Below are 25,409 nucleotides of genomic sequence, written 5' to 3'. Positions count from 1 at the left end.
GGATCGTTCGTCCCGGGAGACCCGTCAAGGGCCCCTGCAAGTTTTCAGAAAGCTTGCAGGGGCTGTCTCGTTCAAGCCGGGCGAAACCTCTGAATCCTTCCACTTGGACATCTTGCTTCCTGGTGGACGACCGTCCATATCTTCTCGGATATCTGGAACGATCCAGTAATGACCAGGTTCTTTCAAGTTTCCAGTCTTCTTGCGCAAGTTCTTGACTTGTTTTCATAGCTGATTCATTCTCGCTGCGTGGACGGCCGTCCCACCCCCCATCAGACCGGCCCTCCGAGGAGGCATCCCATGCAGACGAGAACAGGACGACCCCGGCGCCGGTGGCGCGCGCCGACCATGGCGGTGGTGCTCGCCGCGGGCCTGCTGGCCCCGATCGCGGCGCTCACCGCGGGCGCCCCCGCCACCGCCGCGGCGCTCAACGACAGCGACGTCACCGCCAACCTGTGGGAATGGAACTGGGACTCCGTCGCGGCGGCCTGCACGGGCCACCTCGGCCCCGCGGGGTTCGGCGCGGTGCAGGTCGCGCCGCCGCAGGAGTCGGTCAGCCTGCCATCCAGCAGCGACGGCGCCCACCCGTGGTGGGAGGTCTACCAGCCGGTCTCCTACAAGCTGGAGAGCCGGCTCGGCACCCGCGCGGAGTTCGCCGCCATGGTCCAGGACTGCCACGCGGCGGGCGTGCGCGTCTACGTCGACGCCGTGGTCAACCACATGGCGGGCACCAACAACACCCACACGACGGGCTACGCGGGCAGCTCGTTCAGCCCGACCGGCTACACCTACCCCGCGGTGCCCTACGGGTACGGCGACTTCCACCACCCCGGCAGCGGCTGCGGGACCACCGGCGGCATCGGCGACTGGAACAACGAGGCCCAGGTCACCGGCTGCGAGCTGCTCAGCCTCGCCGACCTGCGCACCGACGACGCGGGCGTGCAGGACAAGATCGCCGCCTATCTCAACGACCTCATCGGCCTCGGCGTGGACGGGTTCCGGGTGGACGCCGTCAAGCACATCGCCAAGGGCGACTTCGCGGCGATCCTCGGCAAGCTGAACGACACCACCGCCGAGAACAAGCGCCCGTACGTCGCCCAGGAGATCTTCGACGGGGCCTCCAACGCCGCGCTCAAGGCCGCCGCCTTCACCGGCAACGGCGACGTCCTGGACTTCGCCTACGCCAAGGGAGTCAAGGCGGCGTTCCAGGGCTCGATCTCCGGTCTCGCGAACGTCGGGAGCTGGGCCCTGGACGCGCCGAGCGCGAACGTCTTCGCCATGGTCACCAACCACGACCTGGAGCGCGACGGGGTCGTCCTGTCGTACAAGAACGGCGCCGACTACGTGCTGGCGAACTACTTCACCCTCGCCTACCCGCACGGCAAGCCGTCGGTCTACGACAGCTTCGCGTGGTCGGCGCGGGGCCAGTCGCCCCCGGCTGACGGGAACGGCTTCGTCACCGGCACGGTCTGCGGCGCCGCGTGGAACTGCCTCAGCCAGACGACGGGCATCAAGGGCATGGTCGGCTGGCACAACGCCGCGAAGTCCGTGTCGACCGTCTCGAACTTCACCGTGACGAACGCCAACGTGATCGGGTTCAGCCGCGGCGACAAGGGCTGGATCGGCATCAACGACTCCGGCGGCGCCTCGACCGCGACCTACGCCACCGGCCTCGCCGACGGCGTCTACTGCGACGTCATCACCGGCGGCCCCGACGACGACGGCTGCACCGGCTCCTCGGCCACCGTCTCCGGCGGCTCCGCTACCGTGACGATCCCGGCGAACAGCGCGTTCGCGCTGCACCTCGGCGCGAAGTCCGGCGAGGGCCCGGAACCGACCCCGACCCCGACCGGCCCGACGCCCACCCCGACACAGACCCCCACCGAACCGCCGACCACCCCCGCGACGGTCGCCGCCGCCTTCAACGTCTACGCCGAGACCGTCCCCGGCGAGGACGTCTACGTCGTCGGGAACACCCCGGCGCTCGGCTCCTGGGACACCGACGACGCGGTGAAGCTGTCGGCCTCCGGCTACCCGGTCTGGACGGGCTCGGTGGCGCTCCCCGCGAACGGCACGGTCGAGTACAAGTTCCTCAAGAAGACCGCGGCGGGCAGCGTCACCTGGGAGAGCAACCCCAACCGGACGGTGACCACGACCACGGCGGCGGTGACGGTGCACAACAGCTGGAACGTCGCCGACGCCGCCGCCACCTCGGTGACGTTCCAGGTGACCGCGACGACGAGCCCCGGCACGAACGTCTACGTCGTGGGCTCGCTCGCGTCGCTCGGCTCGTGGAACCCGGCGCACGCGATCCCGCTGTTGTCGGCCGGCTACCCGGTCTGGAGCAGGCTCGCGATCGTGCCGAAGAACACCGCGTTCCAGTACAAGTACCTCAAGAAGGATGCGAACGGGACCGTGACCTGGGAGAGCGGCGCGAACCGCTCGTTCAGCACGGGTTCGGGCGGCGCGCACACCGCGTCCGACACCTGGAAGTGATCGGCGAGGACTGACGTACGGACAGGGCGGCCGGGTCCGGGGACCCGGCCGCCCGAGCGGTCGCCGGTGAAAGACTCGGGTCCGTGGACGATGTGATGAAGAGAAGGCTCAGGGTCGCCGCGTACGCGGTCGTCGTGGAAGACGGACGGATACTCCTCGCCCGGTTCATCGGCGGGGAGCGGCCCCGCTGGATCCTGCCAGGCGGTGGCCTGGAGCACGGTGAGGACCCCGCCGACGCGGTGCTGCGCGAGCTCACCGAGGAGACCGGCTACACCGGCCGGATCATCCGCCTGCTCGGCCTGCACTCCTTCCACTGGCCCGACCGGGACTGGGACGGCGAGGTCGTCGACTTCCACGGGCTGCGGGTGCTGTACGAGGTGGCGCGGACCGGCGGTGAGCTGCGGTACGAGACGGACAACTCCACCGACCGGGCCGAGTGGTTCGCGCTGGACGAGCTCGCCGGACTCGACCTCATGGACCAGGTCCAGATCGCGCTCCGGATGTGGCGCGAGCACGGGCACTGACGCGCCCGAACATCTATGCGATGATAGAACAGAATATCGAGCTGCCACGGGCTCGCGGCGTCAGGCGCCGACGCCGGTCGCCCCCGAGCCCATGGACACGGGAGTCCCCCGGGACCCCGTGTCCAGGCCCCCGCCCAGCCCGGTGAAGGAGCGCCATGACCTCCGTCCTGGAACTGCTGACGCACCCGCGGCCCGCCGAGCCCGCCCGTCCGGTGCCCGTCATCGAGGCCGACCGCGCCCGTGAACTCGCCCTCGACGCCTGGCGCGAGGCCGGGCTCACCAGCACCTCGGGCCGTGTGCACTTCCTCGGCACGGTCGACGGCTGGCTCGCGCGCGGCTGGGGCGTCGCCTTCTACGGCACGGGCGCCGCGGTCACCCTCTACAGCTGCGGGGAGCCGGGGTCCTGGCTGCCCGGGGCTCCGCCGCGCCGCCTCACCCGCCCGCGCGGCTCCGGAAGGCTGCTGGGCGTCTACGCCGGGGAGCCCCTGTTCCCGGGAGACAAGTCCGACTACCGCCCGCCGGACGTGCCGGGTACAACGCTCGTCCAGGCCGCGCCCGCCCAGGGCGCGCCCGCCCAGGCCGAGCTGGCGCTCGGCGTGTTCGGCCCGGACCTCTACCTCATGGACTACGCCGAGGCCGAGGCCGGCGTGGCCCGGCTGGACGCCGCGTTCAGCGCCCGCACCTATGGCGAGGCCCGCTCCTTCGGCCTCGAGGTCGACGACCGGCGCCGCTGCCTCGACTACTACGTCGAGCTCGTCTGCCGTGCCCACGAGGACGTCGACGTCGACCATCTGCGCGCCAGGTCCACCAGCGACCTGTGGCAGGCCGTCCGCCCGGCCGACGACCAGCCGTTCGACGTCGAGGAGCACCCGTGCTTCGGCGACAGCGGCTGGCGGCCCGTCCCGACCGTCCGCGGGCCCTGGGCGGACACCGCGTTCCGCGAGCGGTTCGGCCCGATCGAGCGGGAGTGGCCGTCGGGCCGCGAGCACCTGCCCGCCCGGCACGTCAACGCGGTGCTCGCGCACCTGCGCGGGCACGGCTGGTCGGTGTCCCGCGACGACTCCCTGTACGCCGCGTTCTGGCCGGACGCCTGAGGACGCCGGTCAGTCCTGCCGCTCGCCCTTCCAGACCCGCAGGTCGAACGTCACCTTCCGGGGCTTCGCGCGGACGCTCTGCACGGTGAGCAGCGCGACCGCGCCCCGGTCGGTGACGACGCAGATGCGCCGCCCCTTCTCCAGTTCGTCCTCGGCGACGGTGAGCCAGTCCTTGATCCCGGCGCAGTCGCCGAAGCCCGGCTTCCCGTCGTCGGGCAGGATGGCGAGGCGCTTGTCGGTGGCGTACAGCGCGCCCGCGGTGAAGTAGACGTCGCCCTTGAAGGAGCCGTCATGCGGCTTGCCTTCCAGCAGCACGACATGCTTGCCGTCGGACAGCGCGACGTCCTTCTTACTAACGAGCTGGTCGCCGACCTTCCGCTCCGCCCATTTGCCCTCATAGGGGTCGTCGGGGGAGGAGTCATCGCTGATGAACTGGAGCGCGACGAGCACGACGAGCGCGCCCACCACGAGCGTCGTCAGCCGTATCTGGCTGGATCCCGACTTGCCGCCGCCCTTCTCCGCGGCCTCGGCCGCCTTCTTGCCGAGCACCGCCCTGCGGACGAGCTGCGCGTTGTTCCGGCGGCGGGGCAGCGGCGGGGGAGGGGGCTTGATCATCTCGTGCACCTCCCCGGCGAGCTTGCGCGCGCCGATGAGCCGCAGCATCTGCGCCATCGTGCGCAGTGCGTGGTCCTCCTCGGCCGGGGTGAACGAGCCGCCATCCAGGCGGCCCGCCACCCGCAGCAGGATGCCCGCGACGCGGACGCCCGGCTGCGGGAGCACCTTCTGCTCACCGAACACCGGGTCCTCGGTGATGATCCGCAGCATCAGCGGGGTGTCGTCGAGGGAGTGCTCGACGAGCTCACCGCGCCGCGCCGTGTCCTCCTTCGACCGCGCGGCGAGCCACTGCGGCCCGTGACGCGCGCGCATCTGCTTGTCGACGTAGGGCGCGAGGCCCTTCCCCACGAGGGCGAGTCCGTCCGCCACCCGCTGGTGATTGCCCGGAACCGGCGTCATCCCGGCAGCGTAGCGCTGCCGCGCCCACCACGTCCGCAACCGACATGTCCCCTTTTCATAGGCATTTTGTCCCGAGGGGGCGGGGGTCAGTTCGTCCGGGTGTTCGGGAGGTGGTCGCCGACGTAGCCGACCCAGATCCGGCCGGTGGCGCCGCCCGCGTCGTCGAGGAAGTGGATGCGCGGCGCGGGGGTGCCCGCCTTGCGCAGCTTGATGTGCGCGGGCATGAACACCCGGCCCGACGGATCCACCTCGGCCGGGACGGCGAAGGTGCGCACCGCCGAGAACTTGTCCCGGCCGGTCACCGAGTCGGACTCCTTCATCGCCAGGAGGTTCGCCGAAATGACCCGGCGGCCGCCGGTCTCGGCGAGGCACCAGTCGCGGAACCCGCCCTGGAACTCCCCGCACGAGCGGGCCTTGGCGTACTCGTCCAGCGCGCACAGGGCGTCCCAGGCCTTGCCCGCCCACACCCGGCGCAGCGTCGGATGGGCGAGGTCGAGCAGGCCCGCCTCGTGCATGGTCTCGCCGATCACCACATGGGTGAGCGACTCGGCGAAGTGCAGCGCGTCCACCAGCGAGGCGGGCGACTCCGGGGTCTCGTCGGCGATCTCGACCGGTCCCGCCGCCTTGGCCAGCTCGCTCTCCAGCCGCCGCACCCGCACCGCGAGGCGGCGCTCGCGCGCGGTCGCCTCGGCCAGGTCGGTCTCCAGCCAGCGCTGCTGGGCCACCAGCCGCTCGATCTCGTCCTCGAGCCTGGCCGACTCCGACTCGGCCTCGGCCCGCCCGGAGTCCGCGCGCTCCCGGCCCTCGCGCGCCTCGCTCAGCTCGCGGGTGAGGCTCGCGACATGGCTGGTCATCGTGCGCATGTGCCGCGCCAGCTCCTGCGGATCGGAGGTGACGAGGTCGAGCATGCTCTCCAGCTCGCCGTGCATTCCCTCGGTGACCGCCTTGGCGACGGTGTCACCGAGATGGGACAGCCGTTCGGCGACCCGTTCGGCGACGGTCCTGGCCAGCAGGTCCAGGTCGAGCTCCGGCGCCGCCGGCTTGCCGTTCGCGGCCGCCGGGGCGGGCGCGGGCTCGGGCTCCGGGGCACGCGGAGCGGGCAGGACGGACAGCGGAGGGCGCGGCTTGGGCGCGGGCGGGACCGTCACCGCCTTGGCCATGTCCATCATCTTGCGGTACTGCTCGGGGTCGATGTAGGCCGATCTGACGGGCTGCGGGCGGGCCGCCTCGGCCAGCGCCTCGGGCTCGGCGTCGCCCTGCACGATCCGGCCGACCACCCGGTACGGCTCGCGCAGCTCGTCCGGCAGCTTCAGCCCCGCGGTCTCGCCGATGATGTATCCGGCGGCACGGTCCAGCGCGGGCGTTCCCTCGGCGCGGACCATCTTGCCGCCCATCACCCGGTGCCGGTCGGCCTCCTCCTCGCCCGGCCGGAAGCCCGCGAGATACGTGCGGATGCCTCCGCCGTAGACGGCGAGGTCGTCGCCGACGGTGTCGTTGAACCTGTCCTGCGCGCGCAGGTCGGCGAGCCAGACGACCTGGGCCGCGCCCGCGACCCGGTCGGCGAGGTACTCCGCGTGCACCCGCCCGGACCCCGTGCCGCGCCCCTCGACCGCGACGACCACGACGGGGACGCGCCTGCGCCGCTCCGACAGGTCGCCCAGCAGGTAGACGATGCCGTCCTCGTCGTGCTCCTCGGCCCGGCCCGTCAGGTGCACGCCGCCGTCGGTGACCCGCTCGGTGGCCAGGTAGTCCGGCAGGAAGCCCGGCGCGAACTCCTCGGCGGGATCCCCGGCGTACTGCTCGACCGTCACGACGACCCAGCCCGTCATCCGGTCCATGGTCTGGGCGTAGGTGACGCGGGTGCGCAGCCTGCCGTCCTCGACGGTGAACCTGCCGCAGCCCCTGGCGGCGTCCAGACGCGCGCGGGTGCCCTTGACCGAGGCGGTGAAATGCGGGCTGATCGGCACCTCGGGGAAGCCGCGGCCCATCAGCCAGGTGCTGAACGCGCGCCGCAGCCGCTTGGCCAGCGTGGGGCCTGGGTCGCGCAGGACGGCCTGGTAGAGCCTCGTGGTCGGCATGACTTCCGCGGGTGTCGTCGGACGTGGCTTGCGGTGAATCCTATGTCGTTTCCCGTGACCGCACCCGGAGTCGGCAAAGATTCCCGGCCCCCCGCACGTCCGCCCGCCATCGTCGTCCGTTGGTGCCTAGCCTCCTGCTTTATGGCTGTCCGTGAGGAACCGGGCTTCAGCATCCGACTCTTCGGATACTCCCGGCGTGAGGTGGACGATTTCGTCTTCGAGGTGCGCCGTGAGCTGCGCGCGCAAACCGAGTCGCCCGGCGGTGCGTCCGTCGCGCCCTCCGAGGGGGCGGTGACCAGGGTGCTGCGGCTCGCGGCGGAATGCGCCGATCAGCGCAAGGCCGAGGCCGCAGGCCAGGCCGAGCGCACGCTCCTGGGCGCGCGTGAGCTGGCCGACCTGATGGCCGCGGAGGCGCGCGAGCGGCTCGCCGCCGCGACGGTCGACGCCGAGCGGATCCTCGGCGACGCCCGCCAGCGCGCGATGGAGCTGGAGGAGCGGGTCAGCGCGTCCCTGGACGTGGAGGTCGGGTCGCGGGTCACCGAGCTGACGCGCGCGCACGACCGGCTCGTCGAAGGGCTCGCCAGCGTGCGCGACGCCCTGGCCGACGTGCTGGCGCGCGACTCGGAGCGGGGCCCGGTCAACGCCGAGGACTTCGTGCCGCGCCAGCAGGAGGTCGGCAAGGGATGACCGCCGCCCTGCCCGTCACCGAGAGCACGGTGCTGCCGGTGCTGTTCATGGTCGTGGTCCTGCTCGCCACCGGCCTTGTGCTGCTGGCGCGCCGGATGCTCCCCGACAAGCCGGCCCCGGTCGTCCGGCAGGAGCCGGACTGGCTGCGCGCCGACCGGGCGATCGCCCGGCTGCGCGCGGCGGGCCTGGACACCGACAGGCTGCTCGGCCCGTGGCTGGCCGAGGTGCGCCGGGGCGAGAACCGGGACCTTACGTAGGCCGATCCCGCGTGCGATAGTGACCCGGTGGCCGACACGCTTCCGGGGATCTCCTCGCCGCGGGCGCTGCTGCGCCTCGCCGCCATGCTGGCCCGCGATCCCTACGAGGGGCTGCTCGCCGCGCACGACGCGGGCGGTGAGGCGTCCGGCTTCGGCTGGGGCGCCTTCCGCTACGCGCTGCTGTTCGGGCCGGAAGCCAACGCCTTCGTCTTCGCCGGTTCAGCCGACCTCACCGTCCGGGAGGCGTTCGACGTCCTCGTGCCGGTGAACGGTGAGACGGCCCTCATCGTCTCCGACGGCGCCGCCCACCGGCGCCGTCGCAGACTCGTCCAGCCCGCGTTCCACCACCGCAGGATCGACTCCTACGTGGCGCGGATGGCGGCCAACGCCGACGCCCTGATCGACACCTGGCGGCCCGGCCAGACCGTCGACGTCTACACGGCGTTCCGCGAGCTGACCCGGCGCACCACCGTGCAGCTGCTGTTCGGCGACCGGCTCGCCGCCGACGAGGCGCTGCTCTCCGGCCCGCTCCAGCGTGCGCTGGACGCGATAGACAAGCCCTACACCCAGCTCGTCCTCCTGCGCGCGCTCCCCGAGGTCTTCCAGCGCCGCACGGCCGCGGCCCGCGCCGAGGTCGTCGCGCGGATCAGCGCCGAGATCGCCGCGCGCGAGGAGGCCGGCGACCTCGGCGGCGACGTCCTGGGGACCCTCGCCGCGGCCCGCGACGACCACGGCGACGGCCTCTCCGACACCGAGATCCGCGACCAGGTGATGAGCCTCATGGCCGCGGGCTACGAGACGACGAGCGCGGCGCTCGGCTGGGCCTTCCACCTGATGCTCACCACCGACGGGGTGTGGGAGCGGGCCCGCGCGGAGGTCTCCGGCGTCCCGCTCACGCCGGCGGCGCTCGCCTCCTTCACCTACCTGGACCACGTCGTCAACGAGACGCTGCGGCTGTTCCCGCCGGTGGTGATGACGGTCAGGACCGCCGCGCGCGAGCTGGAGTTCCGGGGCCGCAGGATCCCCGAGGGCACGACCCTCATCTACAGCCCTTACGTCACGCACCGGATGGCGTCGGTGTGGCCGGACCCCGGCGTGTTCGACCCGGACCGCTGGGACCCCGGGGCGCCGGGCCATGTCCCGGCGACGCCCGCGACGTTCCTGCCGTTCGGCGGCGGAAACCACCGCTGCATCGGCTCCGCGTTCGCCACCACCGCGCTCAAGGTCGCGCTGGCCAGGCTGCTCGACCGGGTGGACGGCGTTCCGCTGCCCGGCCCGGTCGTGCCGCGCAGCATCACCGCGATGCGGCCGAAGGACGGGGTCCCCGTTCGGCTCGCGGAGGTGCGGCCGGGCTCCGCCTCGCCCGTCTAAGGGTGCTTGCGGGCGAGGGTGACGCCGTCGCGCAGTGGCAGCATGACGGAGGCCACCCGGTCGTCGGCGGCGATCGCGTCGTTCAGGCGCTTGACGGCCAGGTCGGCGGGCTCCTGCGCGGTCGGGTCGACCACGCGGCCGTCGCGCAGCACGTTGTCCAGGGCGATGACGCCGCCGGGCCGCAGCCGGGGGAGGATCGCCTCGTAGTAGTCGGGGTAGCCGGTCTTGTCGGCGTCGATGAAGGCGAAGTCGAACGACGGGGTCTCCGGCAGCGCCCGGATGCTGTCGATCGCGGGGCCGATCTGGAGCGTGATCCTCTCCGCGATCCCGGCGCGCAGCCAGTACGCCCGCGCGATCGAGGTGTACTCCTCGTTGACGTCGAGGGCCAGCAGCCGTCCGTCGGCGGGCAGGCCGCGGGCGATGCAGATCGAGGAGTAGCCGGTGAACACCCCGACCTCCAGCGCGTCGCGCGCACCCGAGAGCGCGACGAGCATGGTGAGGAAGAGGCCCTCGTCGTGGGAGACCTGCATCCCGGCGAAGTCGGGGAGCGCCCGCTGGGTCTCGGCCGCCAGATCGAGCAGGATGTCGTCGGCGGGTGAGCAGTGCGCGGCCACATAGGCGTCGACCACGGGATCCAGGAAGGTCATGGCGGCGAGCCTAGCCGCCGCCCCCGCGCCGTCCCCGGCTGTGCGCCCGCGTGTTCGGGTTCGGCCTCGCCCGCCCGTCAGGCGGAGGCGCCGGTCAGCGCGGCCCGCCAGGCCCGGCCGGCTGCCCGGCCAGAGCCGATCTCCCCGGCGATGCCCGGCACGTCGTACAGCTCGGCGGGGAGCCGGGTGTTCTGCGGCTGGAGGAAGGAGAAGCGGTACGGGTTGCCGCCGACCGACAGCTTCATGCCGCCGCCGAAGTAGTACCAGGGGAACTTGACCTGCGAGGCGGGGCCGTCGAACAGCGAGGCGACGCCGCCGTCGCCGAGGTGCCGGGCGAGGCCCGGCGCGTTGCCGCGCTGCTCCAGGGCGCGCAGCTGGCCGAGGGTGAGGGCGCCCCTGCCGTGCGCCTCGAACGCCAGCCGTCCGTGCGTGAGCCGCAGGACGCCGGGAGCGCTGCCGGTCGAGCCCATGATGAGCCAGGCGAGGGTCTGAAAGGAGGTGGTTCGCATACCGACGACGGTAGGCGCGGGGGCGTCCCGGACGGCAGGGATCGGTGTCCCGTGCGCGTTCCGCCGTCCGGGGATCACGATCTCGCCGAGGCTGTCGAGTGCGCCGGTCCGGCCGCCCGTGATGGTGCGGCCGGGTCCCGGCGGCCGCCCGGGCAGGGGGCCGCGGGGGCCGGGGTCCCGCGGTGCGCGGTCGCGGGACCCGCGGCGTCCTGAGGCGGGCCGCTCAGGCCGAGCGCAGCGCCTCGTCCGGCCCCTCGCTCAGGTCCCGCGCGGCGCCGGGGCCGTGCCCGCACAGGTCGTCGAAGAGGCCGCGCTTGGCGCCCGCGACGAACTGGGCGAGATCCCCGGCGCCGAAGATCAGCGCCGGTCCGTCCACGTGCTGGGCACTGCGCACGGCGATCTCCCCGTCAGGCAGCGCCGCGACCTCCAAGGCCCCGCCCGGGTCGGCGGCACGCCACTCGACTTCCGGAAGCCACTGGGCCGGCATCCCGTTGAAGGCCCGCAGGATCATCTACGCTCCTTGGCGTTTTCGGCTGGCCGCCGCGGCCGACGCCGTCGGGGGGACGGTGCCGGGACGGCGCGTGCACGTGCAGGTGCTCGTGCATTCGTTTGTACCAGGTGCGGGCGCACCGCGCAGGCTCTCCTAACATGCGTGCATGGCACAGGTTCTCGGCACCGTTGTCCCCGCGGGCGTCTGGCGGGCTCGCAGGGAGGCGCACCGCGCCCGGCTGGAGGGCATGATCGGCGGCTATCTGGCGCTGCGGCGGGCCGGGAGGTCCCATCCCGTCGAGGACTTCCTGTTCACGTACTACGGGCACCGGCCCGGGCGGCTGCTGACCTGGCACCCCGGCGCGGGCGTCGTCCTGGAGGGGGCGCGGGACTTCGGTCAGGCCTACCGGGACACCCCCGAAGGGACGACCCTCGACCTGGAGGCGCTGCTGCCCAAGCGGGCGAAGTCACTCGCCTGGACGCGCGACCTGCTCGCCGCGACGGCCTCCAGGCAGCCCCACCTCGGCTGCTTCGGCATGCACGAGTGGGCGATGGTGTACCGGCTGGGGCAGGAGGAGGTCAGGCACGCGGCCTGGCCGCTGCGGCTGCCGCCCGGGGAGGTCGCCGCGGTGGTCGAGCAGCGCGGCGTGCGGTGCAGCCACTTCGACGCCTTCCGCTTCTTCACGCCCCCGGCCCGTCCGCTCAACGTGCTCCAGCCGACCCGGGAGGGCCAGCGCGACCAGGAGCAGCCGGGCTGCCTGCACGCCAACATGGACCTCTACAAGTGGGCCTACAAGCTGTCGCCGCTGATCCCCGCCGAACTCGTCGTGGACTGCTTCGCCCTCGCCCGCGAGATCCGCTCGGTCGACATGCGGGCGAGTCCGTACGACATGGCGGCGCTCGGCCATCCGCCGATCCGGGTGGAGACCGCCGAGGGCCGGGCCGAGTACGCGGCCCGTCAGCGTGACTTCGCCGCGCGGGCCGAGCCGCTGCGCGCCGCGCTCGTCGGCCACTGCGACCGGCTGCTCTCCCTTCTTTAGTACTTCCTCCTATTCGCGGATAAATCACACACCTCCCCTTTGGCCGACCCTCCACTGACGGCCTGTGCAAGAGCACGTCAGTAACGCCCCTGGAACGATCATGAAATCCGGGTGTCCCATTGCGGCCATAGCTTCCGAACTCTTAAAGGGCAGGGGATATCGCTGTTACGGCTTCGATAAGGGGAGTGTGATGTCCGAAGTCATCCGCGCGGCCCTCGTCCAGACGACCTGGACGGGCGACAAGGAATCCATGATCAAGGCGCACGAGGAATACGCGCGCCAGGCCGCCGCACAGGGCGCCAAGGTCATGTGCTTCCAGGAACTCTTCTACGGCCCGTACTTCTGCCAGGTGCAGGATCCGGCCTACTACGAGTACGCCGAGTCCATCCCGGGCCCGACCACCGAGCGCTTCCAGGCGCTCGCCGCCGAGCTCGGCATGGTCATGGTGCTGCCGATGTACGAGCAGGAGCAGCCCGGCGTGCTCTACAACACCGCGGCGGTGGTCGACGCCGACGGCAGCTACCTCGGCAAGTACCGCAAGACGCACATTCCGCAGGTCAAGGGCTTCTGGGAGAAGTTCTACTTCCGGCCCGGCAACCTCGGCTACCCGGTGTTCGACACCGCTGTCGGCAAGGTCGGCGTGTACATCTGCTACGACCGGCACTTCCCCGAGGGGTGGCGGGCACTCGGCCTGAACGGCGCCCAGATCGTCTTCAACCCCTCGGCCACCAGCCGCGGCCTGTCCTCCTACCTGTGGAAGCTGGAGCAGCCCGCCTCGGCCGTCGCCAACGAGTACTTCGTCGGCGCGATCAACCGGGTCGGGATCGAGGACCTCGGCGACAACGACTTCTACGGGACGTCCTACTTCGTCGACCCCGAGGGCAAGTTCGTCGGCGAGGTCGGCGACGGCAACGAGGCGGAGCTGATCGTCCGCGACCTCGACCTCGGCCTGCTCGCCGAGGTCCGCGACCGCTGGGCGTTCTACCGGGACCGCAGGCCCGACGCCTACGGCGACCTCACCGCCCCCTAACTGCCACGTATCCAAGGAGGCATACGTATGACCACACTCCTGGTCAAAGGCGGCAAAGTCATCGGCCCGGCGGGCGCGATCGACGCCGACGTCCTGGTGGACGGCGAGCGGATCGTCGCGCTGTCCCTGCCCGGCTCCATCACCACGGCCGACACCATCGTGGACGCGACGGGCAAGTACGTCATCCCGGGCGGCGTCGACGCGCACACCCACATGGAGCTGCCCTTCGGCGGCACCTTCGCCAGCGACACCTTCGAGACCGGCACCCGGGCCGCGGCCTGGGGCGGCACCACCACGATCGTCGACTTCGCGGTGCAGCGGACCGGCGAGCGCGTCCAGGACGGCCTCGCCGCCTGGCACGCCAAGGCCGACGGCGAGTGCCACGTCGACTACGCCTTCCACCAGATCCTCGGCGGCGTCGACGAGGACGCGCTGAAGGCGATGGACCAGCTCGTCGCCGAGGAGGGCATCACCAGCTTCAAGCTGTTCATGGCCTACCCCGGCGTCTTCTACAGCGACGACGGCCAGATCCTGCGGGCCATGCAGCGGGCGCGCGAGAACGGCGCCATGATCATGATGCACGCCGAGAACGGGCCCGCGATCGACGTCCTGGTCGCCCAGGCGCTCGCCCGCGGCGAGACCGACCCGATCCACCACGGCATCACCCGTCCCGCGGCGCTGGAGGCCGAGGCGACGAGCCGGGCCATCTACCTGGCCGAGGTCGCCCGCGACACCCCGCTCTACATCGTCCACCTGTCGGCGAGCGGCGCGCTCGCCCGCGTCGCCGAGGCCCGCGACAACGGCCGCAACGTGTTCGCCGAGACCTGCCCGCAGTACCTCTACCTGACGCTGGAGGACCAGCTCGGCGCGCCCGGCTTCGAGGGCGCCAAGTGGGTGTGCTCGACGCCGCTGCGCTCCAAGCACGAGTCGCACGGCCGCGACCTGTGGCGGGGCCTGCGCACCAACGACCTGTCGGTCGTCTCCACCGACCACTGCCCGTTCTGCTTCAAGGACCAGAAGGAGCTCGGCGTCGGCGACTTCTCCAAGATCCCCAACGGGATCGGCGGCGTCGAGCACCGCGTCGACCTCCTCTACCAGGGCGTCGTCGACGGCCAGCTCAGCCTGGAGCGCTGGGTGGAGACCATCGCCACCACGCCCGCCCGGATGTTCGGCCTCTACCCCCGCAAGGGCGTCATCGCGCCCGGCTCGGACGCCGACATCGTCGTCTACGACCCGAACGGCCGGACCCGCATCAGCGTCGAGACCCACCACATGAACATGGACCACTCGGCGTTCGAGGGCTACGAGATCGCGGGCAAGGTCGAGACCGTCATCAGCCGCGGGACCGTGCTGCTCGAGGACGGCGTCTACCGGGGCCGCAAGGGGCACGGGCAGTACCTGCGCCGCGGCCTCAGCAGCTACCTGGTCTGACGGGTCCGGGCGCACCGGCGCCACCATCGAGGGGGAGAAGAATCAAGTGGACATAGGTGTCGTCTTCCAGCTTGACCCACCGGCCTCGGCCGTCGTGGACCTTGCGGTGAAGGCCGAGCAGGCGGGGTTCAGCCACGTCTGGAGCTTCGACTCGCACCTGCTGTGGCAGGAGCCGTTCGTCATCCACAGCCAGATCCTGGCGAAGACCAGGAAGGTCGTCGTCGGGCCGATGGTCACCAATCCCAAGACCCGGGACTGGTCCGTCACCGCCTCGCATTTCGCCACGTTGAACGAGATGTACGGCAACCGGACGGTGTGCGGCATCGGCCGCGGCGACTCGGCCGTGCGCACGCTCGGCCTCAAGCCGACCACGATCGCCGAACTGCGCGCCTCGACCATCGCGATCCGCGACCTCGCCGAGGGCAGGATCGCCGACGTGCGCGGCCAGGACATCCACTTCCCGTGGGTGGACGGCGGCGCGCTGCCGATGTGGATCGCCGGATACGGGCCGCGCGCCCTCGCCGTCGCCGGAGAGGTCGGCGACGGGTTCATCCTCCAGCTCGCCGACCCCGACATCACCGCCTGGACGATCGGCGCGGTGAAGGCCGCCGCAGAGAAGGCCGGCCGGGATCCCGACGCGGTCACCTTCTGCGTCGCCGCGCCCGCCTACGTCGGCGAGGATCTCGCCCACCAGCGGAACCAGACCCGCTGGTTCGGCGGCATGGTCGGCAACCACGTCGCCGACATCGTCGCGCGGTACGGCGACGGCGGCGGCGCGGTGCCGAAGGCGCTCACCGACTACATCAAGGGCCGGACGGACTACGACTACGCCGAGCACGGCCGGGTGGGCAACACCCACACGAACTTCGTGCCCGACGAGATCGTCGACAGGTTCTGCCTGCTCGGCCCGGTCGAGGACCACCTCGCCCGGCTGAAGGAGCTGGCCGACCTCGGCGTCGACCAGTTCGCCGTCTACCTCCAGCACGACGCCAAGGAGCACACCCTGTCCGTCTACGGGGAGCAGATCATCCCCGCGGTGGCGGACTGGTGAGACGGCTGCTCGGCTCCCTGGCCCTGGTGGCGGTCGCCGCCGGGGCCTGGGAGTCCTACAAGGCGCTCGCGCCCGACGACGGGGTCTCGGCCTTCGGTGTGCGCGTCCTGCCGCGCGCCGACGACCAGGCGATGCCGCACCTGTGGGCGGTCCTCGCCCGGCTCGGCGAGCCGGAACTGCGCGGCGGCGCCCCGATCTGGGAGGTGCTCTTCGAGGCGTGCCTGACGACGTTCGGGATCGTCGCGGTCGGCCTGGCCGTCGGCGTCCTGGTCGGCGCGCTGCTCGCGGTGCTCATGCAGCGGTCCGGATTCGCCGAGCGCGGCCTGCTGCCCTACGTCGTGCTGTCGCAGACCGTCCCGCTCGTCGCGCTCGCCCCGGCGATCGCGGGCTGGGGCGGCGCGATCATGCCGCAGTGGGCGACGGTCTCGGTCATCGCCGCCTACCTGGCGTTCTTCCCCGTCGCGATCGGGCTGCTGCGCGGCCTTCAGTCGCCCGCGCCGGAGGCCGTCGAGCTGATGGACTCCTACTCGGCGTCCTGGTGGGCGACCCTGGTCAAGCTGCGGCTGCCCGCCTCACTGCCGTTCCTGTTCCCGGCGCTCAGGCTCGCCGGGGCCGCGGCGGTCGTCGGCGCGGTCGTCGGGGAGATCTCCACGGGCACCGGGGGCGGCATCGGCCGCCTCGTCATCGAGTACTCCCGGGAGGCCACGACCGACCCGGCGAAGGTCTACACCGCGATGCTCGGCGCCGCCCTGCTCGGCCTGGCCGTCACCGGCCTGCTGACGCTCGGGCAGCGCCTCGCGGCGAGGGGAGCGACACCATGATCGGACTTTCCGGAGTCACCAAGATCTTCAACGCGGGCCGGCCGGGCGAGGTCACCGCGATCGCGGCCGCCGACCTGGCCGTCGCGCGCGGGGAGTTCGTGTCGCTCATCGGCCCGTCGGGCTGCGGCAAGAGCACCCTGCTGCGGCTCATCGCCGACCTCGCGCCGCCGACGACGGGACGGGTGACCGTCGCGGGCAAGCCCGCCGCGCAGGCGCGCAAGGACCGCTCCTACGGCATGGTGTTCCAGAAGGCCGGCCTGTTCGACTGGCGGACCGTGCGGCGCAACGTCGAGCTGCCGCTGGAGCTGCGCGGCGTCGGCAAGGCGGAGCGGCGCGAGCGGGCCGCGGCGATGCTCGACCTCGTCGGGCTCACCGAGTTCGCCGGGCACTACCCCGCGCAGCTGTCGGGCGGCATGCAGCAGCGCGTGTCGATCGCCCGCGCCCTCGCCGACGGACCGCCGCTGCTGCTCATGGACGAGCCGTTCGGCGCGCTGGACGAGATGACGCGCGAACGGCTCCAGGGGGAGCTGCTGCGGATCTGCGCCGAGACCGGCACGACCGTCGTGTTCGTCACCCACTCGATCGACGAGGCGGTGTTCCTGTCCGACCGGGTCGCGGTGATGTCGGCGAGGCCGGGCCGGATCACCGAGGTCGTGTCCGTCGGGCTCGGCGCCCGGACCGAGGACGTCAGGCAGTCGCCGGAGTTCTTCGCCGCGGTCACCGAGGTGCGCCGCGCGCTGCGCGCCCCTGACCGGGCCGTGCCCGCCCCCGCCCCCGCGGAGCCGAAGTGAGGGCCCGCGCGTTCCTGGCCCCGGCCCTGGTCGGCGCGGGCGCGCTCGTCCTGTGGGAGCTGTTCGTCCGGGTCGGCCGGGTCGCGCCGTTCGTGCTGCCCGCCCCGTCGGCGATCGCCGGGGAGTTCGGCCGCTCGCTCGACGTCATCGTGCGGACGGGCGCGGCCAGCGGGCTCAACGCGTTCACCGGACTCGTCGCGGGGACGCTCCTCGCCCTCGCCGCCGCGCTGCTCGCGTCCCGGTTCCGGCTCCTCGGCGAGGTCTCCGCGCCGATCGTCGCCGCGGCCGGGGCGCTGCCGATCATCGCGCTCGCCCCCGTGCTGAACAACATGTTCGAGTCCACCAGCAGCATCCCGCGCCGCGCCGTCGTCGCGCTCGTGGTGTTCTTCCCGGTCTATCTCAACACCCTGCGCGGGCTGCGCGAGGTCGATCCCACGCACACCGAGCTGATGGACTCCTACGCGGCGAGCCCTTGGGCGTTCAACCGGAAGGTGCGCCTGCCCGGCGCGCTGCCCTTCTTCTTCACCGGACTGCGGCAGGCGGCCTCCCTGGGCGTCATCGCCGCGGTCGTCTCGGAGTACTTCGGCGGTCTCCAGAACGGCCTCGGCTCGCGCATCACCTCGGCGGCGTCCAGCACGGCCTACCCCAGGGCCTGGGCGTTCGTCGTCGGCGCGTGCGCGCTCGGCCTGCTGTTCTACGCCGCGGCCCTCCTGCTGGAACGGATCGCGACGCCCTGGAGACGCGTCTCGTCCTCCTGAAGCCTCCCGCCCCGGAACCCCTCCCATCCCCCCTCAACCCCCGGAGGAAGAACCAGTGAAGAAGATTTTCGGCGTGCTCACCGCAGCCGCACTCCTGCTCACCGGATGCGGCACCGCCGACACCGAAGAGGGCGGCGGCCAGGGGTCAGGCCCCACCAAGGTCAAGCTCCAGCTCCAGTGGTTCGTGCAGGCCCAGTTCGCCGGCTACATCGCGGCGGCGGACAAGGGCTTCTATGCCGATGAGGGCCTGGACGTGGAGATCCTCGAGGGCGGCGTCGACATCGTGCCGCAGACCGTCCTCGCCCAGAACCGCGCCGACTACGCGATCTCCTGGGTGCCCAAGGCCCTCGCCTCACGCGAGCAGGGCGCGGCCATCACCGACGTCGGCCAGATCTTCCAGCGGTCCGGCACCTACCAGGTCGCGTTCGCGGGCAGCGGCATCAAGGAGCCCGCCGACCTCAAGGGCAAGAAGGTCGGCAACTGGGGCTTCGGCAACGAGTACGAGTTGTTCGCCGCCCTCACCAAGGCCGGGCTCGACCCGGGCAAGGACGTCGAGCTGGTCCAGCAGCAGTTCGACATGCAGGCGCTGCTGCGCGGCGACATCGACGCGGCCCAGGCCATGTCCTACAACGAGTACGCGCAGCTCCTGGAGGCGGAGAACCCCAAGACCAAGAAGCCGTACCAGGCGTCGGACTTCACCGTCCTGGACTGGAACGACGTCGGCACCTCGATGCTCCAGGACGCGGTGTGGGCCTCGACCGAGCGGCTGGACGACCCCGCCTACCAGGAGACGACCGTCAAGTTCCTCACCGGGACGATCAAGGGCTGGATCTTCTGCCGGGAGAACCCGGAGGAGTGCCGTGACCTCGTCGTCGCGCGCGGCTCCAAGCTCGGCGCGAGCCACCAACTCTGGCAGACCGTGGAGACCAACAAGCTGATCTGGCCGTCGCCCGCGGGCATCGGCGTCATCAACGAGGCGGACTGGAAGCGGACCGTCGACCTGTCGCTCGGCACCAAGAACGCCGACGGCGACACCGTCATCACCAAGCAGCCCGAGGGCCTGGCCTACACCAACGACTACATCGAGAAGGCCCTGGCCAACGTGGCCGAGGACACCAAGGGCACGTCCTACAAGCCCGAGGCCGTCAAGGTCGAGCCGGGCGGCAGGTAACGGCGCGAAGTCCGGCGGCCCGGGGCGGGGTACCCGGGCCGCCGGACGGTTCGGCGGGGCAGGGTCAGCCCTGGCCGCCGCCGGATCCGTCCGCAGGAGCGCCTGCGGACGGACCGGTCTGCTTGCCGGGCTTACCGCCCGGCTTGTTCTCGGTGCCGGGCCTGCCCGACTGGGCGGGCTTACCGGTCGGGTGCCCGCTCGGCTTGCCGGGCTTGTCCGGCTTGGGCCCGTGGCCGGGCACGAGCGACGCGCAGTAGGCGAGGATCTTCGCCTCGTCCTCGCCGCCCGCGGCCTGGACCAGCGCCTCCCAGGCCTTGATGTCCTTCGGCTTGAACTTCGCCTTGTGCTTGAGCTCCTTGGGGCCCTTGCCGGGCTTGTCGGGCTTGCCGCTCTGCCCGGGCTTGGCCGGCTTGCCGGGCTTGCCGTCGGCCGGGTTCTCGTCGTCGACCGCCTTGAGGATGCGGACGCACAGCGCGACCACATGCCCGGGCGGCGTGGCGGGCGCGGCGGTGGGGGTGCCGGTCGGGGCAGGGCCGGTGGGCGCCGACTTCGGGTGGTGCGCGGGGGCGTGGTGGCCCTTGTCGTCCTTGCCCTTGTCGTCGGCCAGCGGGTTGCCGCCGGCCGCGAAGGCGACGCCGCCGAGCGCGGTCACGCACAGCACCGCCACGCCGGTCTTGAGCGTCAGCAGTTTGGCCAGGGTGCTTCTGTTCACTTCTTGTCTCCCGATCACCGGTGACGGGTCGGCCGCGGCCTCCCGGAACGCCGCCAAGGCCAGGTCCCTGCCCGTCAGCTCGGCGTCGTGCGCCGGGGCGGCGAGCGCGGCCAGTACATGGGCCAGCGGCGTGTCCTCTGCGTTCATTTCAGATCCTCAAGCGCCACCGACAGCACGGCTGTCACGGGTTTTCCGGAGTTTTCTGGATTTTCCGGGCGGGGGGTGGTCGGCCCGGAGGCGGAGCGCGTGGGGAGCGCGCCCAAGCGCTTGGCGAGGTTGCGCAGCCCGCGGTGCGCCGCGGTGCGCACCGCGCCGGGCCGCTTGCCGAGGACGCGGCCCGCGGCGGGCGCGTCGAGGCCGAACACCACGCGCAGCATCACCGCCTCGGCCTGGTCGGGCGGCAGCGAGCCGACGAGCCCGAGTGCTGCCTCGGTGGCGAGGGAGTCCAGCACGAGCGACTCGGTGCTCTCGGCGCTGACGAGGTCCACGAGCCGCTCCAGCGGGACGGGCTCGGCGGGCCTCCGCTGTCGCTGGCGCAGCAGGTCCATCGCGCGGTTGCGGGCGATCCGCGCGGTCCAGCCGCGGAAGCCGGCGGAGTCGCCGCTGAACCTGCGCAGGTCGCGTGCGATCTGGAGCCAGGCCTCGGCCGCCGCGTCCTCGGCGTCGTCGCCGACGAGGGTGCGCAGATAGCGCAGCATGCGGGGCTGGACGTCGACGTAGAGCGCGTCGAAGGCCGCCACGTCGCCCTCCTGGGCGCGCCGGACGGACTCGGCGAGGTCGGGGTCCTCGGGTTCCACGGTGAGTCAGCGCCGCCCCGGGGCGGGAACGTCACGGGGTCATCATGTGAGGTGGGTCACATAACGCCCCTTCTGGGCGGGGGACGCCGCCCAGAAGGGGTCTCGCGGGGAGGTGTTACGTATGACTCAGCAGTAGCCGAGCATGGTCGTCAGCGCGGTCTTCTCGGTGCTCTGGACCTTCAGGGCCCAGTAGGACTTGGTGGCGATCCAGGACTTGGCGTAGGTGCACCAGAAGCCCGTGAGGGACGGCTTCCAGGTCGAGGGGTCCTGGTCGCCCTTGGCCTGGTTGACGTTGTCGGTGACGGCCCACAGCTGGGGCCGGGTGAGGTCGTTGGCGAAGGACTGGCGCTTGGCCGTGGTCCAGGCCGAGGCGCCCGAGCGCCAGGCCTCGGCCAGCGGGACCATGTGGTCGATGTCCACGTCGGAGGCGGCGGTCCAGGTCGCGCCGTCGTACGGGCTGTACCAGCTCCCGGACGTCGCGGCGCAGGCGCTGCTGGTGACGACGCCGGAACCGTCGCGCTTGAGCACGGTCTCGCGCGTGTTGCAGGTGCCGGAGATGGTGATCCAGTGCGGGAACAGGTCGCGGTCGTAGGTCGAGGCGTTGGCCTCGGCCGCCACGGTGAGCCCGGCGAGCTGGCTCTGCGCGGTGGCGAGGCTGGGGATGCCGGGCGGGGTGGCCGCGGCGGGGGCGGAGGTGGCGAGGAGGGCGAGGGGGGAAAGGGCGACCGCGCAGGCCGCCGCGGTGAGGACTCGCTTCACGAGTCTTCCCTTCTGCCTTCATCACCCGGCCAGATCGGGGGGAATCTGGACGAAACGGGTCATGATTGGGCAAAACAAAAGATCTCAAAAGCGACCTACAACACGGAAGCCCGGCATTAAGTGGCAATGAACACGGCGTGGATAATACGTATGACGTTTATGACCCGAGAAACGGGGGTTCCCTGTGTCATCGGGGACGGTGCGGCCGCGTCCGGACGGGTGCGCGGTTCGGGGGCGCGTTTCGAGCATCGTCACAAGATCGGACCCCGGCGGCCCGGTCGGAACGGCCCTGGACCGTTCCAGGATTGTGCGGGCACCACAGGTGTATCCCTGGTCTTGGGCCCGGCGCTCCGCGCGCACGGGACCGGTCCCATCCACGTCGGCGCAGGTCGGGGCGGGTGTGCCCGGCCACAGTCGGGCGGCACCGGTGTGGCCGCGGCCACAATGCCCCCTTGCGCGCCCCGGAACGGGCTGGGCAAGCTGAGGGCCGTTGCAGGGAGGGCAAAATGGGCGCACTCGGACTCATCGAACGGAACCAGACGCATCGTGAGGTCGTCGGCATGGCGGCACGGCGGCTCAGCGACGACACCCCGGAACTCGCCGCGCGGCTCCTCAAGCGCATCCGGGCGCACTGCCCGGCGGCGGCCCGGCTCGTGCCCGAGGCCGAGCAGTTCGAATCGGTCAAGCTGGGCCTCTCCTACGGCCTCGCGACGATCCCCGAACCCGGCCCGGAACGGCGCGAACTCGTCCAGGCGGCGAGGACCGGCCGCCGCCGCGCCGCCCAGGGCGTCCCCCTCGACGAGGTCGTGAAGTCCTACCACCTGTCCGTCCAGCTCGTCTGGGACGAACTCGTCAGGATCGTCAGGGAGGACTCGCCGCAGCGGCTCGACCTGCTGATGCGCAGCAGCATGCACATCTGGGCCGGGATCGAGCGGCAGGCCGACGTCGCCGCCGAGGCCTACCGCGAGGCCCAGGCCGACCAGGTGCGGTTCGCCGACGAACGGGCCCGCCTTCTGCTCGGCGAGCTCCTGGAGACGAACGCGCCGGAGCAGCCCCTCATCGACGCCGTCCGCGACACCCTCGGCCTCGAAGAGACGGGTTCGTACGCCGTCGCCGTCACCCGGTACGCCAGGCTCCGGCGCGGCGCCCGCCAGCCCGACACGATGGCGGGCGCCCGCGTCGTCTGGTCGGCCGGGACCGACGGCGACATCGCGGTCGTCGCGCTGCGCGGCGACGGCCTCGGCAAGGTCGCCGAAGCACTGGAGGCCGCCGTGCAGGGGCCGGTCGGGCTGAGCCCCGCCGTCACCGGGCTCACCTCCCTGGCGTTCGCGCGGCGCCTCGCCGAGACCGCGCTCGCCGGGCGCAGGCCCGACCAGCGCGGGGTCGTCGCCCTCGACGACCACCTGCTGCGCTCGTTCGTCAAGGCCGCGCCCGACCTCGCCGAGCTGCTGCGCCGCCAGATCATGACCGACGTGCTCGCGCTGCCCTCGCACGAGTCGACCGCCCTGCTCGACACGCTGGCCTGCTGGCTGGAGGTCGGCTCCACCGCGGAGGCCGCGCGGCGCCTGTACTGCCACCGCAACACGGTCCTGAACCGGCTGCGCCGCCTGGAGCAGGTCACCGGCCGCAAGCTCGACGAGCCCCGCGACGTCGTCCTGCTGGCGCTCGCCCTGGAGTCGGTCAAGTCCCGCTGATCTTCCCGCCGCCGCCCGCCGCGCCGCCCGCCCGGCGGTGCGACGCGCCTGGTACCTCCTGCGGAGGAGGTGGCCGATGGCGGTGAGCGTGCCGCGCAGGGTACGGGTGTGGGGCGAGGCGTTCCTCGCGTTCTTCGGCGGGGCGATCGTCTATTTCGCGGTGCCCGTCAAGCCCCAGGACATCGAGTCGGGCTTCGTGCTGCGCGGGATCCTGCTGTTCCTGTCGCTCAGCCTGGTCACCGCGGTCCTCATCCGGCAGGGCCAGAGGGTGACGCGGGAAGGGCGGCTCCCCGCAGAGCAGATCGCGCTGCTGCTCAGCATGGTCGACCTCGTCATCGTCTTCTTCGCGCTCATCTACTACGCGCGCTCAGCGGAGTTCAGCGGCATCGCCACCCGTCTCGACGCCCTCTACTTCACCGTCTCGACGCTCTGCACGGTCGGCTTCGGCGACATCGTCCCGATCGGGCAGTGGGCGCGGATCATCACCACCGTTCAGATGATCTTCGACCTGGTCATCGTGACCTCGCTCATCACCATCATCCTGGCGCACGCCCGGGGGCGGATGCGGGAGCGGTGACATCGACGCGCATCTCGGGCCGCCCGGTGGCGATCAGCCAGGCGGGCAGGATCGCCACGCACAGCACCGGCACCAGCGCCACGCTCCCGCCGAGCACCACCCCGAGGAACAGGCTCAGCCACCCGCTGCGCGACACCGCGACGCACGCCCCCATCGAGCCCGCCGCGACCGCGAGCGCCAGCGGCATGCCGGGCCACGGCAGCGCCGCCGCGAGCACCCCGACCGCGACGCCGATGAACGCGCTCGGGAAGATCCGGCCGCCGCGGAACCCGGCGGACGCCGCGACGAGCAGCGCCAGGCACTTCACGACGATGATGAGGACGAGCTGCGGCATCGAGTAGGCGCCAGGGTCCGACGCGAGCTGCTTCATCTGGTCGAGCCCCTTGAACAGGGTGATCCGGCCGCCGATCACGCCGAGGACGCCGAGGACGACGCCGCCGAGCGTCAGCAGCAGCACGGTGTTGCGCGCCGAATGCGCGATCCGGTGGAAGTGCGGGAACAGGTGGACCATCCCCATCCCGATGAGGCACGCGACGCACCCGACGACGGAGGCCGTGACGAGGTCGCCGGCCCCCGGCGCGTAGGCCGGGACGTCCAGGGTGAACTCCATCGAAGGGTTGAGGAAGCGCACCGTCAGCGCGCCCGCGGCGGCGGCGAGCAGCGGCGCGGCCATCCGGTCCCACAGCGGGGCGTCGCCCTCCTTCGAGGGCACCTCCGACAGCAGCAGCGCGGCGGCGATCGGGGTCGCGAACATCGCGCCGAGCGTTCCGGCGAGCGCGAGCCCGACCCAGACCGCCACCGGCGCCTTCGGCATCACCCGCTTGCCGAACCAGGCGGCCAGCGCGACGTTCGCGGCGATCGTCGGAGCCTCCGGGCCGAGGCTCACCCCGAACGCCAGCGTGACGAACAGGGCGGCGAGCACGCCCGGCACCGCGGACACCGGCAGCGGGGGAGCCCCGGCCAGTCCCTCGGTCGCCGGGTCGTGCCCGGCGTGGCCCGGTGTGAAGCGCACGATGAGCCCGGTCAGCAGGCCGCCGGCGGTCAGGACCACGACGGTCCACCAGGCCCCCTGCGGCTGCCACAGCCAGTGCTCCAGCAGATGCGCGAGCTCGGTCGCCCCGATGAGCACCACCGCGCTCACCACCCCGACCAGGATCGCGGGCGGGAGGAGCGGGAGCAGCCGGCGCGCGGCGCGGGTCACCGCCGGTCGTCGGGGTCGAGGAAGAGGCTGAGCAGCCAGCTCACGAGGCTGATGATGATCGCCGCCCAGAACGCCGGCCAGAAGCCCGACACATGGAACGGCAGGTGGAACTGCTCGGCGACCCAGCCGGTGAACATCAGCAGGCAGGCGTTGACGACGAGGGCGAACAGGCCGAGCGTCAGGATGTAGAAGAGGCAGCCGAGCACCTTGATGACCGGCTTGAGGAACGTGTTGACCAGGCCGAAGATCAGCGCGACGACGGCGAGCGTCCACACCTGGGACCAGGTGTCGTGCCCGGTGAGGTCGACCCCGCTGACGATCCAGGTCGCCACGAGCAGCGCCACCGCGTTGATGACGAGACGGATCAGAAAATTCACCCGGGCCCCCCGAAGCTCGTGATCACCGGACCACTA

At 71.9% G+C, this 25,409-nt stretch carries 26 protein-coding genes; 16 read left to right on the top strand and 10 right to left on the bottom strand.

Annotation, left to right across the window (positions count from 1 at the left end):
• Window positions 1-297 precede the first annotated feature (297 nt).
• The 3 genes from EDD29_RS31990 to EDD29_RS31980 all read left to right on the top strand — a co-directional run bounded on the left by EDD29_RS31990 (window position 298) and on the right by EDD29_RS31980 (window position 4,111).
• Complete coding sequence (locus EDD29_RS31990) at window positions 298-2,493, top strand: carbohydrate-binding module family 20 domain-containing protein (RefSeq protein WP_123668006.1); 2,196 nt, start codon at window positions 298-300, stop codon at window positions 2,491-2,493.
• 83 nt (window positions 2,494-2,576) lie between these two features.
• Complete coding sequence (locus EDD29_RS31985) at window positions 2,577-3,017, top strand: NUDIX hydrolase (protein ID WP_246053106.1); 441 nt, start codon at window positions 2,577-2,579, stop codon at window positions 3,015-3,017.
• A 155-nt stretch (window positions 3,018-3,172) separates the two neighbouring features.
• On the top strand, window positions 3,173-4,111 hold the full coding sequence (locus EDD29_RS31980) for a hypothetical protein (RefSeq protein ID WP_123668005.1): 939 nt from the start codon (window positions 3,173-3,175) through the stop codon (window positions 4,109-4,111).
• Between the two features lie 9 nt (window positions 4,112-4,120).
• Here the strand turns inward: EDD29_RS31980 and EDD29_RS31975 are convergent, their stop codons facing one another.
• Both EDD29_RS31975 and EDD29_RS31970 read right to left on the bottom strand, forming a co-directional pair.
• Window positions 4,121-5,125 carry a Swt1 family HEPN domain-containing protein gene (locus EDD29_RS31975; RefSeq protein WP_148086163.1) on the bottom strand — a complete coding sequence of 335 codons (1,005 nt, stop codon included), beginning with the start codon at window positions 5,123-5,125 and terminating at the stop codon, window positions 4,121-4,123.
• Between the two features lie 86 nt (window positions 5,126-5,211).
• Window positions 5,212-7,203, bottom strand: a complete 1,992-nt coding sequence (locus EDD29_RS31970) for a hypothetical protein (protein WP_123668003.1) — start codon at window positions 7,201-7,203, stop codon at window positions 5,212-5,214.
• A 141-nt stretch (window positions 7,204-7,344) separates the two neighbouring features.
• On the opposite strand from EDD29_RS31970, the gene EDD29_RS31965 reads away from it, so the two are divergent.
• Genes EDD29_RS31965 through EDD29_RS31955 form a run of 3 tightly spaced genes read left to right on the top strand, consistent with a single transcriptional unit; the run spans window position 7,345 to window position 9,518 of the window.
• On the top strand, window positions 7,345-7,890 hold the full coding sequence (locus tag EDD29_RS31965) for a hypothetical protein (RefSeq protein ID WP_123668002.1): 546 nt from the start codon (window positions 7,345-7,347) through the stop codon (window positions 7,888-7,890).
• Window positions 7,887-8,147, top strand: a complete 261-nt coding sequence (locus tag EDD29_RS31960; RefSeq protein WP_123668001.1) for a hypothetical protein — start codon at window positions 7,887-7,889, stop codon at window positions 8,145-8,147. The genes EDD29_RS31965 and EDD29_RS31960 overlap by 4 nt, the downstream gene beginning before the upstream one ends.
• Before the next feature lie 27 nt (window positions 8,148-8,174).
• A complete protein-coding gene (locus tag EDD29_RS31955) occupies window positions 8,175-9,518 on the top strand; it encodes a cytochrome P450 (RefSeq protein WP_211360049.1) in 1,344 nt (447 codons plus the stop codon).
• Here EDD29_RS31955 and EDD29_RS31950 read toward each other — a convergent pair.
• The 3 genes from EDD29_RS31950 to EDD29_RS31940 form a co-directional block, all read right to left on the bottom strand.
• Window positions 9,515-10,165, bottom strand: coding sequence for an O-methyltransferase (locus EDD29_RS31950; RefSeq protein ID WP_123668000.1), 651 nt, complete (start codon window positions 10,163-10,165; stop codon window positions 9,515-9,517). The two genes, EDD29_RS31955 and EDD29_RS31950, sit on opposite strands and share 4 nt — an antisense overlap.
• A gap of 77 nt (window positions 10,166-10,242) precedes the next feature.
• On the bottom strand, window positions 10,243-10,674 hold the full coding sequence (locus tag EDD29_RS31945; RefSeq protein ID WP_123667999.1) for a hypothetical protein: 432 nt from the start codon (window positions 10,672-10,674) through the stop codon (window positions 10,243-10,245).
• A gap of 223 nt (window positions 10,675-10,897) precedes the next feature.
• Window positions 10,898-11,185 carry a DUF397 domain-containing protein gene (locus EDD29_RS31940; RefSeq protein ID WP_123667998.1) on the bottom strand — a complete coding sequence of 96 codons (288 nt, stop codon included), beginning with the start codon at window positions 11,183-11,185 and terminating at the stop codon, window positions 10,898-10,900.
• A gap of 145 nt (window positions 11,186-11,330) precedes the next feature.
• On the opposite strand from EDD29_RS31940, the gene EDD29_RS31935 reads away from it, so the two are divergent.
• From EDD29_RS31935 to EDD29_RS31900, 8 genes are all read left to right on the top strand, one after another.
• Entirely contained in the window at window positions 11,331-12,203 is an 873-nt protein-coding gene (locus EDD29_RS31935) for a 3-methyladenine DNA glycosylase (protein WP_123667997.1), read from the top strand.
• A gap of 190 nt (window positions 12,204-12,393) precedes the next feature.
• A complete protein-coding gene (locus EDD29_RS31930; protein ID WP_123667996.1) occupies window positions 12,394-13,233 on the top strand; it encodes a nitrilase-related carbon-nitrogen hydrolase in 840 nt (279 codons plus the stop codon).
• A gap of 27 nt (window positions 13,234-13,260) precedes the next feature.
• The gene (gene hydA / locus EDD29_RS31925) at window positions 13,261-14,664 is read left to right on the top strand and encodes a dihydropyrimidinase (RefSeq protein ID WP_123667995.1); all 1,404 of its coding nucleotides are present in this window, start codon (window positions 13,261-13,263) and stop codon (window positions 14,662-14,664) included.
• A gap of 46 nt (window positions 14,665-14,710) precedes the next feature.
• Window positions 14,711-15,715 carry a TIGR03842 family LLM class F420-dependent oxidoreductase gene (locus EDD29_RS31920; protein WP_123667994.1) on the top strand — a complete coding sequence of 335 codons (1,005 nt, stop codon included), beginning with the start codon at window positions 14,711-14,713 and terminating at the stop codon, window positions 15,713-15,715.
• Window positions 15,712-16,536: an ABC transporter permease gene (locus tag EDD29_RS31915; RefSeq protein WP_123667993.1), complete on the top strand. Its 825-nt coding sequence runs from the start codon at window positions 15,712-15,714 to the stop codon at window positions 16,534-16,536. The genes EDD29_RS31920 and EDD29_RS31915 overlap by 4 nt, the downstream gene beginning before the upstream one ends.
• The gene (locus EDD29_RS31910) at window positions 16,533-17,327 is read left to right on the top strand and encodes an ABC transporter ATP-binding protein (RefSeq protein WP_123667992.1); all 795 of its coding nucleotides are present in this window, start codon (window positions 16,533-16,535) and stop codon (window positions 17,325-17,327) included. The genes EDD29_RS31915 and EDD29_RS31910 overlap by 4 nt, the downstream gene beginning before the upstream one ends.
• Window positions 17,324-18,085, top strand: coding sequence for an ABC transporter permease (locus tag EDD29_RS31905; protein WP_211360048.1), 762 nt, complete (start codon window positions 17,324-17,326; stop codon window positions 18,083-18,085). Before EDD29_RS31910 ends, EDD29_RS31905 begins: the two co-directional genes overlap by 4 nt.
• Window positions 18,086-18,140: 55 nt before the next feature.
• A complete protein-coding gene (locus tag EDD29_RS31900) occupies window positions 18,141-19,256 on the top strand; it encodes an ABC transporter substrate-binding protein (RefSeq protein ID WP_123667991.1) in 1,116 nt (371 codons plus the stop codon).
• 64 nt (window positions 19,257-19,320) lie between these two features.
• Here the strand turns inward: EDD29_RS31900 and EDD29_RS31895 are convergent, their stop codons facing one another.
• The 3 genes from EDD29_RS31895 to EDD29_RS31885 form a co-directional block, all read right to left on the bottom strand.
• Entirely contained in the window at window positions 19,321-20,115 is a 795-nt protein-coding gene (locus EDD29_RS31895) for a hypothetical protein (RefSeq protein WP_123667990.1), read from the bottom strand.
• On the bottom strand, window positions 20,112-20,765 hold the full coding sequence (locus tag EDD29_RS31890) for an RNA polymerase sigma factor (RefSeq protein ID WP_123667989.1): 654 nt from the start codon (window positions 20,763-20,765) through the stop codon (window positions 20,112-20,114). Before EDD29_RS31890 ends, EDD29_RS31895 begins: the two co-directional genes overlap by 4 nt.
• A 126-nt stretch (window positions 20,766-20,891) precedes the next feature.
• On the bottom strand, window positions 20,892-21,524 hold the full coding sequence (locus EDD29_RS31885) for an HNH endonuclease family protein (protein WP_123667988.1): 633 nt from the start codon (window positions 21,522-21,524) through the stop codon (window positions 20,892-20,894).
• A 506-nt stretch (window positions 21,525-22,030) separates the two neighbouring features.
• Here EDD29_RS31885 and EDD29_RS31880 point away from each other — a divergent pair.
• Together EDD29_RS31880 and EDD29_RS31875 are read left to right on the top strand one after the other, a co-directional pair.
• Complete coding sequence (locus EDD29_RS31880; protein ID WP_123667987.1) at window positions 22,031-23,218, top strand: PucR family transcriptional regulator; 1,188 nt, start codon at window positions 22,031-22,033, stop codon at window positions 23,216-23,218.
• A gap of 76 nt (window positions 23,219-23,294) precedes the next feature.
• On the top strand, window positions 23,295-23,795 hold the full coding sequence (locus EDD29_RS31875; RefSeq protein WP_123667986.1) for a potassium channel family protein: 501 nt from the start codon (window positions 23,295-23,297) through the stop codon (window positions 23,793-23,795).
• Here EDD29_RS31875 and EDD29_RS31870 read toward each other — a convergent pair.
• A complete protein-coding gene (locus EDD29_RS31870; protein ID WP_123667985.1) occupies window positions 23,755-24,996 on the bottom strand; it encodes an ion channel protein in 1,242 nt (413 codons plus the stop codon). The two genes, EDD29_RS31875 and EDD29_RS31870, sit on opposite strands and share 41 nt — an antisense overlap.
• A complete protein-coding gene (locus tag EDD29_RS31865; RefSeq protein WP_123667984.1) occupies window positions 24,993-25,373 on the bottom strand; it encodes a phage holin family protein in 381 nt (126 codons plus the stop codon). The genes EDD29_RS31870 and EDD29_RS31865 overlap by 4 nt, the downstream gene beginning before the upstream one ends.
• Window positions 25,374-25,409 lie beyond the last annotated feature (36 nt).

The organism is Actinocorallia herbida (assembly GCF_003751225.1).
Lineage (GTDB): Bacteria > Actinomycetota > Actinomycetes > Streptosporangiales > Streptosporangiaceae > Actinocorallia > Actinocorallia herbida.
The sequence above is the reverse complement of the archived record's forward strand: the minus strand, read 5'-3'. Positions and strand labels throughout refer to the sequence as shown.

Coding starts and splice junctions, on each gene's coding strand:
- EDD29_RS31990 (WP_123668006.1), top strand. CDS start 298: ATGCAGACGAGAACAGGACGACCCCGGCGCCGGTGGCGCGCGCCGACC.
- EDD29_RS31980 (WP_123668005.1), top strand. CDS start 3,173: ATGACCTCCGTCCTGGAACTGCTGACGCACCCGCGGCCCGCCGAGCCC.
- EDD29_RS31975 (WP_148086163.1), bottom strand. CDS start 5,125: ATGACGCCGGTTCCGGGCAATCACCAGCGGGTGGCGGACGGACTCGCC.
- EDD29_RS31970 (WP_123668003.1), bottom strand. CDS start 7,203: ATGCCGACCACGAGGCTCTACCAGGCCGTCCTGCGCGACCCAGGCCCC.
- EDD29_RS31965 (WP_123668002.1), top strand. CDS start 7,345: ATGGCTGTCCGTGAGGAACCGGGCTTCAGCATCCGACTCTTCGGATAC.
- EDD29_RS31960 (WP_123668001.1), top strand. CDS start 7,887: ATGACCGCCGCCCTGCCCGTCACCGAGAGCACGGTGCTGCCGGTGCTG.
- EDD29_RS31950 (WP_123668000.1), bottom strand. CDS start 10,165: ATGACCTTCCTGGATCCCGTGGTCGACGCCTATGTGGCCGCGCACTGC.
- EDD29_RS31945 (WP_123667999.1), bottom strand. CDS start 10,674: ATGCGAACCACCTCCTTTCAGACCCTCGCCTGGCTCATCATGGGCTCG.
- EDD29_RS31940 (WP_123667998.1), bottom strand. CDS start 11,185: ATGATCCTGCGGGCCTTCAACGGGATGCCGGCCCAGTGGCTTCCGGAA.
- EDD29_RS31935 (WP_123667997.1), top strand. CDS start 11,331: ATGGCACAGGTTCTCGGCACCGTTGTCCCCGCGGGCGTCTGGCGGGCT.
- EDD29_RS31930 (WP_123667996.1), top strand. CDS start 12,394: ATGTCCGAAGTCATCCGCGCGGCCCTCGTCCAGACGACCTGGACGGGC.
- hydA (WP_123667995.1), top strand. CDS start 13,261: ATGACCACACTCCTGGTCAAAGGCGGCAAAGTCATCGGCCCGGCGGGC.
- EDD29_RS31910 (WP_123667992.1), top strand. CDS start 16,533: ATGATCGGACTTTCCGGAGTCACCAAGATCTTCAACGCGGGCCGGCCG.
- EDD29_RS31895 (WP_123667990.1), bottom strand. CDS start 20,115: ATGAACGCAGAGGACACGCCGCTGGCCCATGTACTGGCCGCGCTCGCC.
- EDD29_RS31880 (WP_123667987.1), top strand. CDS start 22,031: ATGGGCGCACTCGGACTCATCGAACGGAACCAGACGCATCGTGAGGTC.
- EDD29_RS31875 (WP_123667986.1), top strand. CDS start 23,295: ATGGCGGTGAGCGTGCCGCGCAGGGTACGGGTGTGGGGCGAGGCGTTC.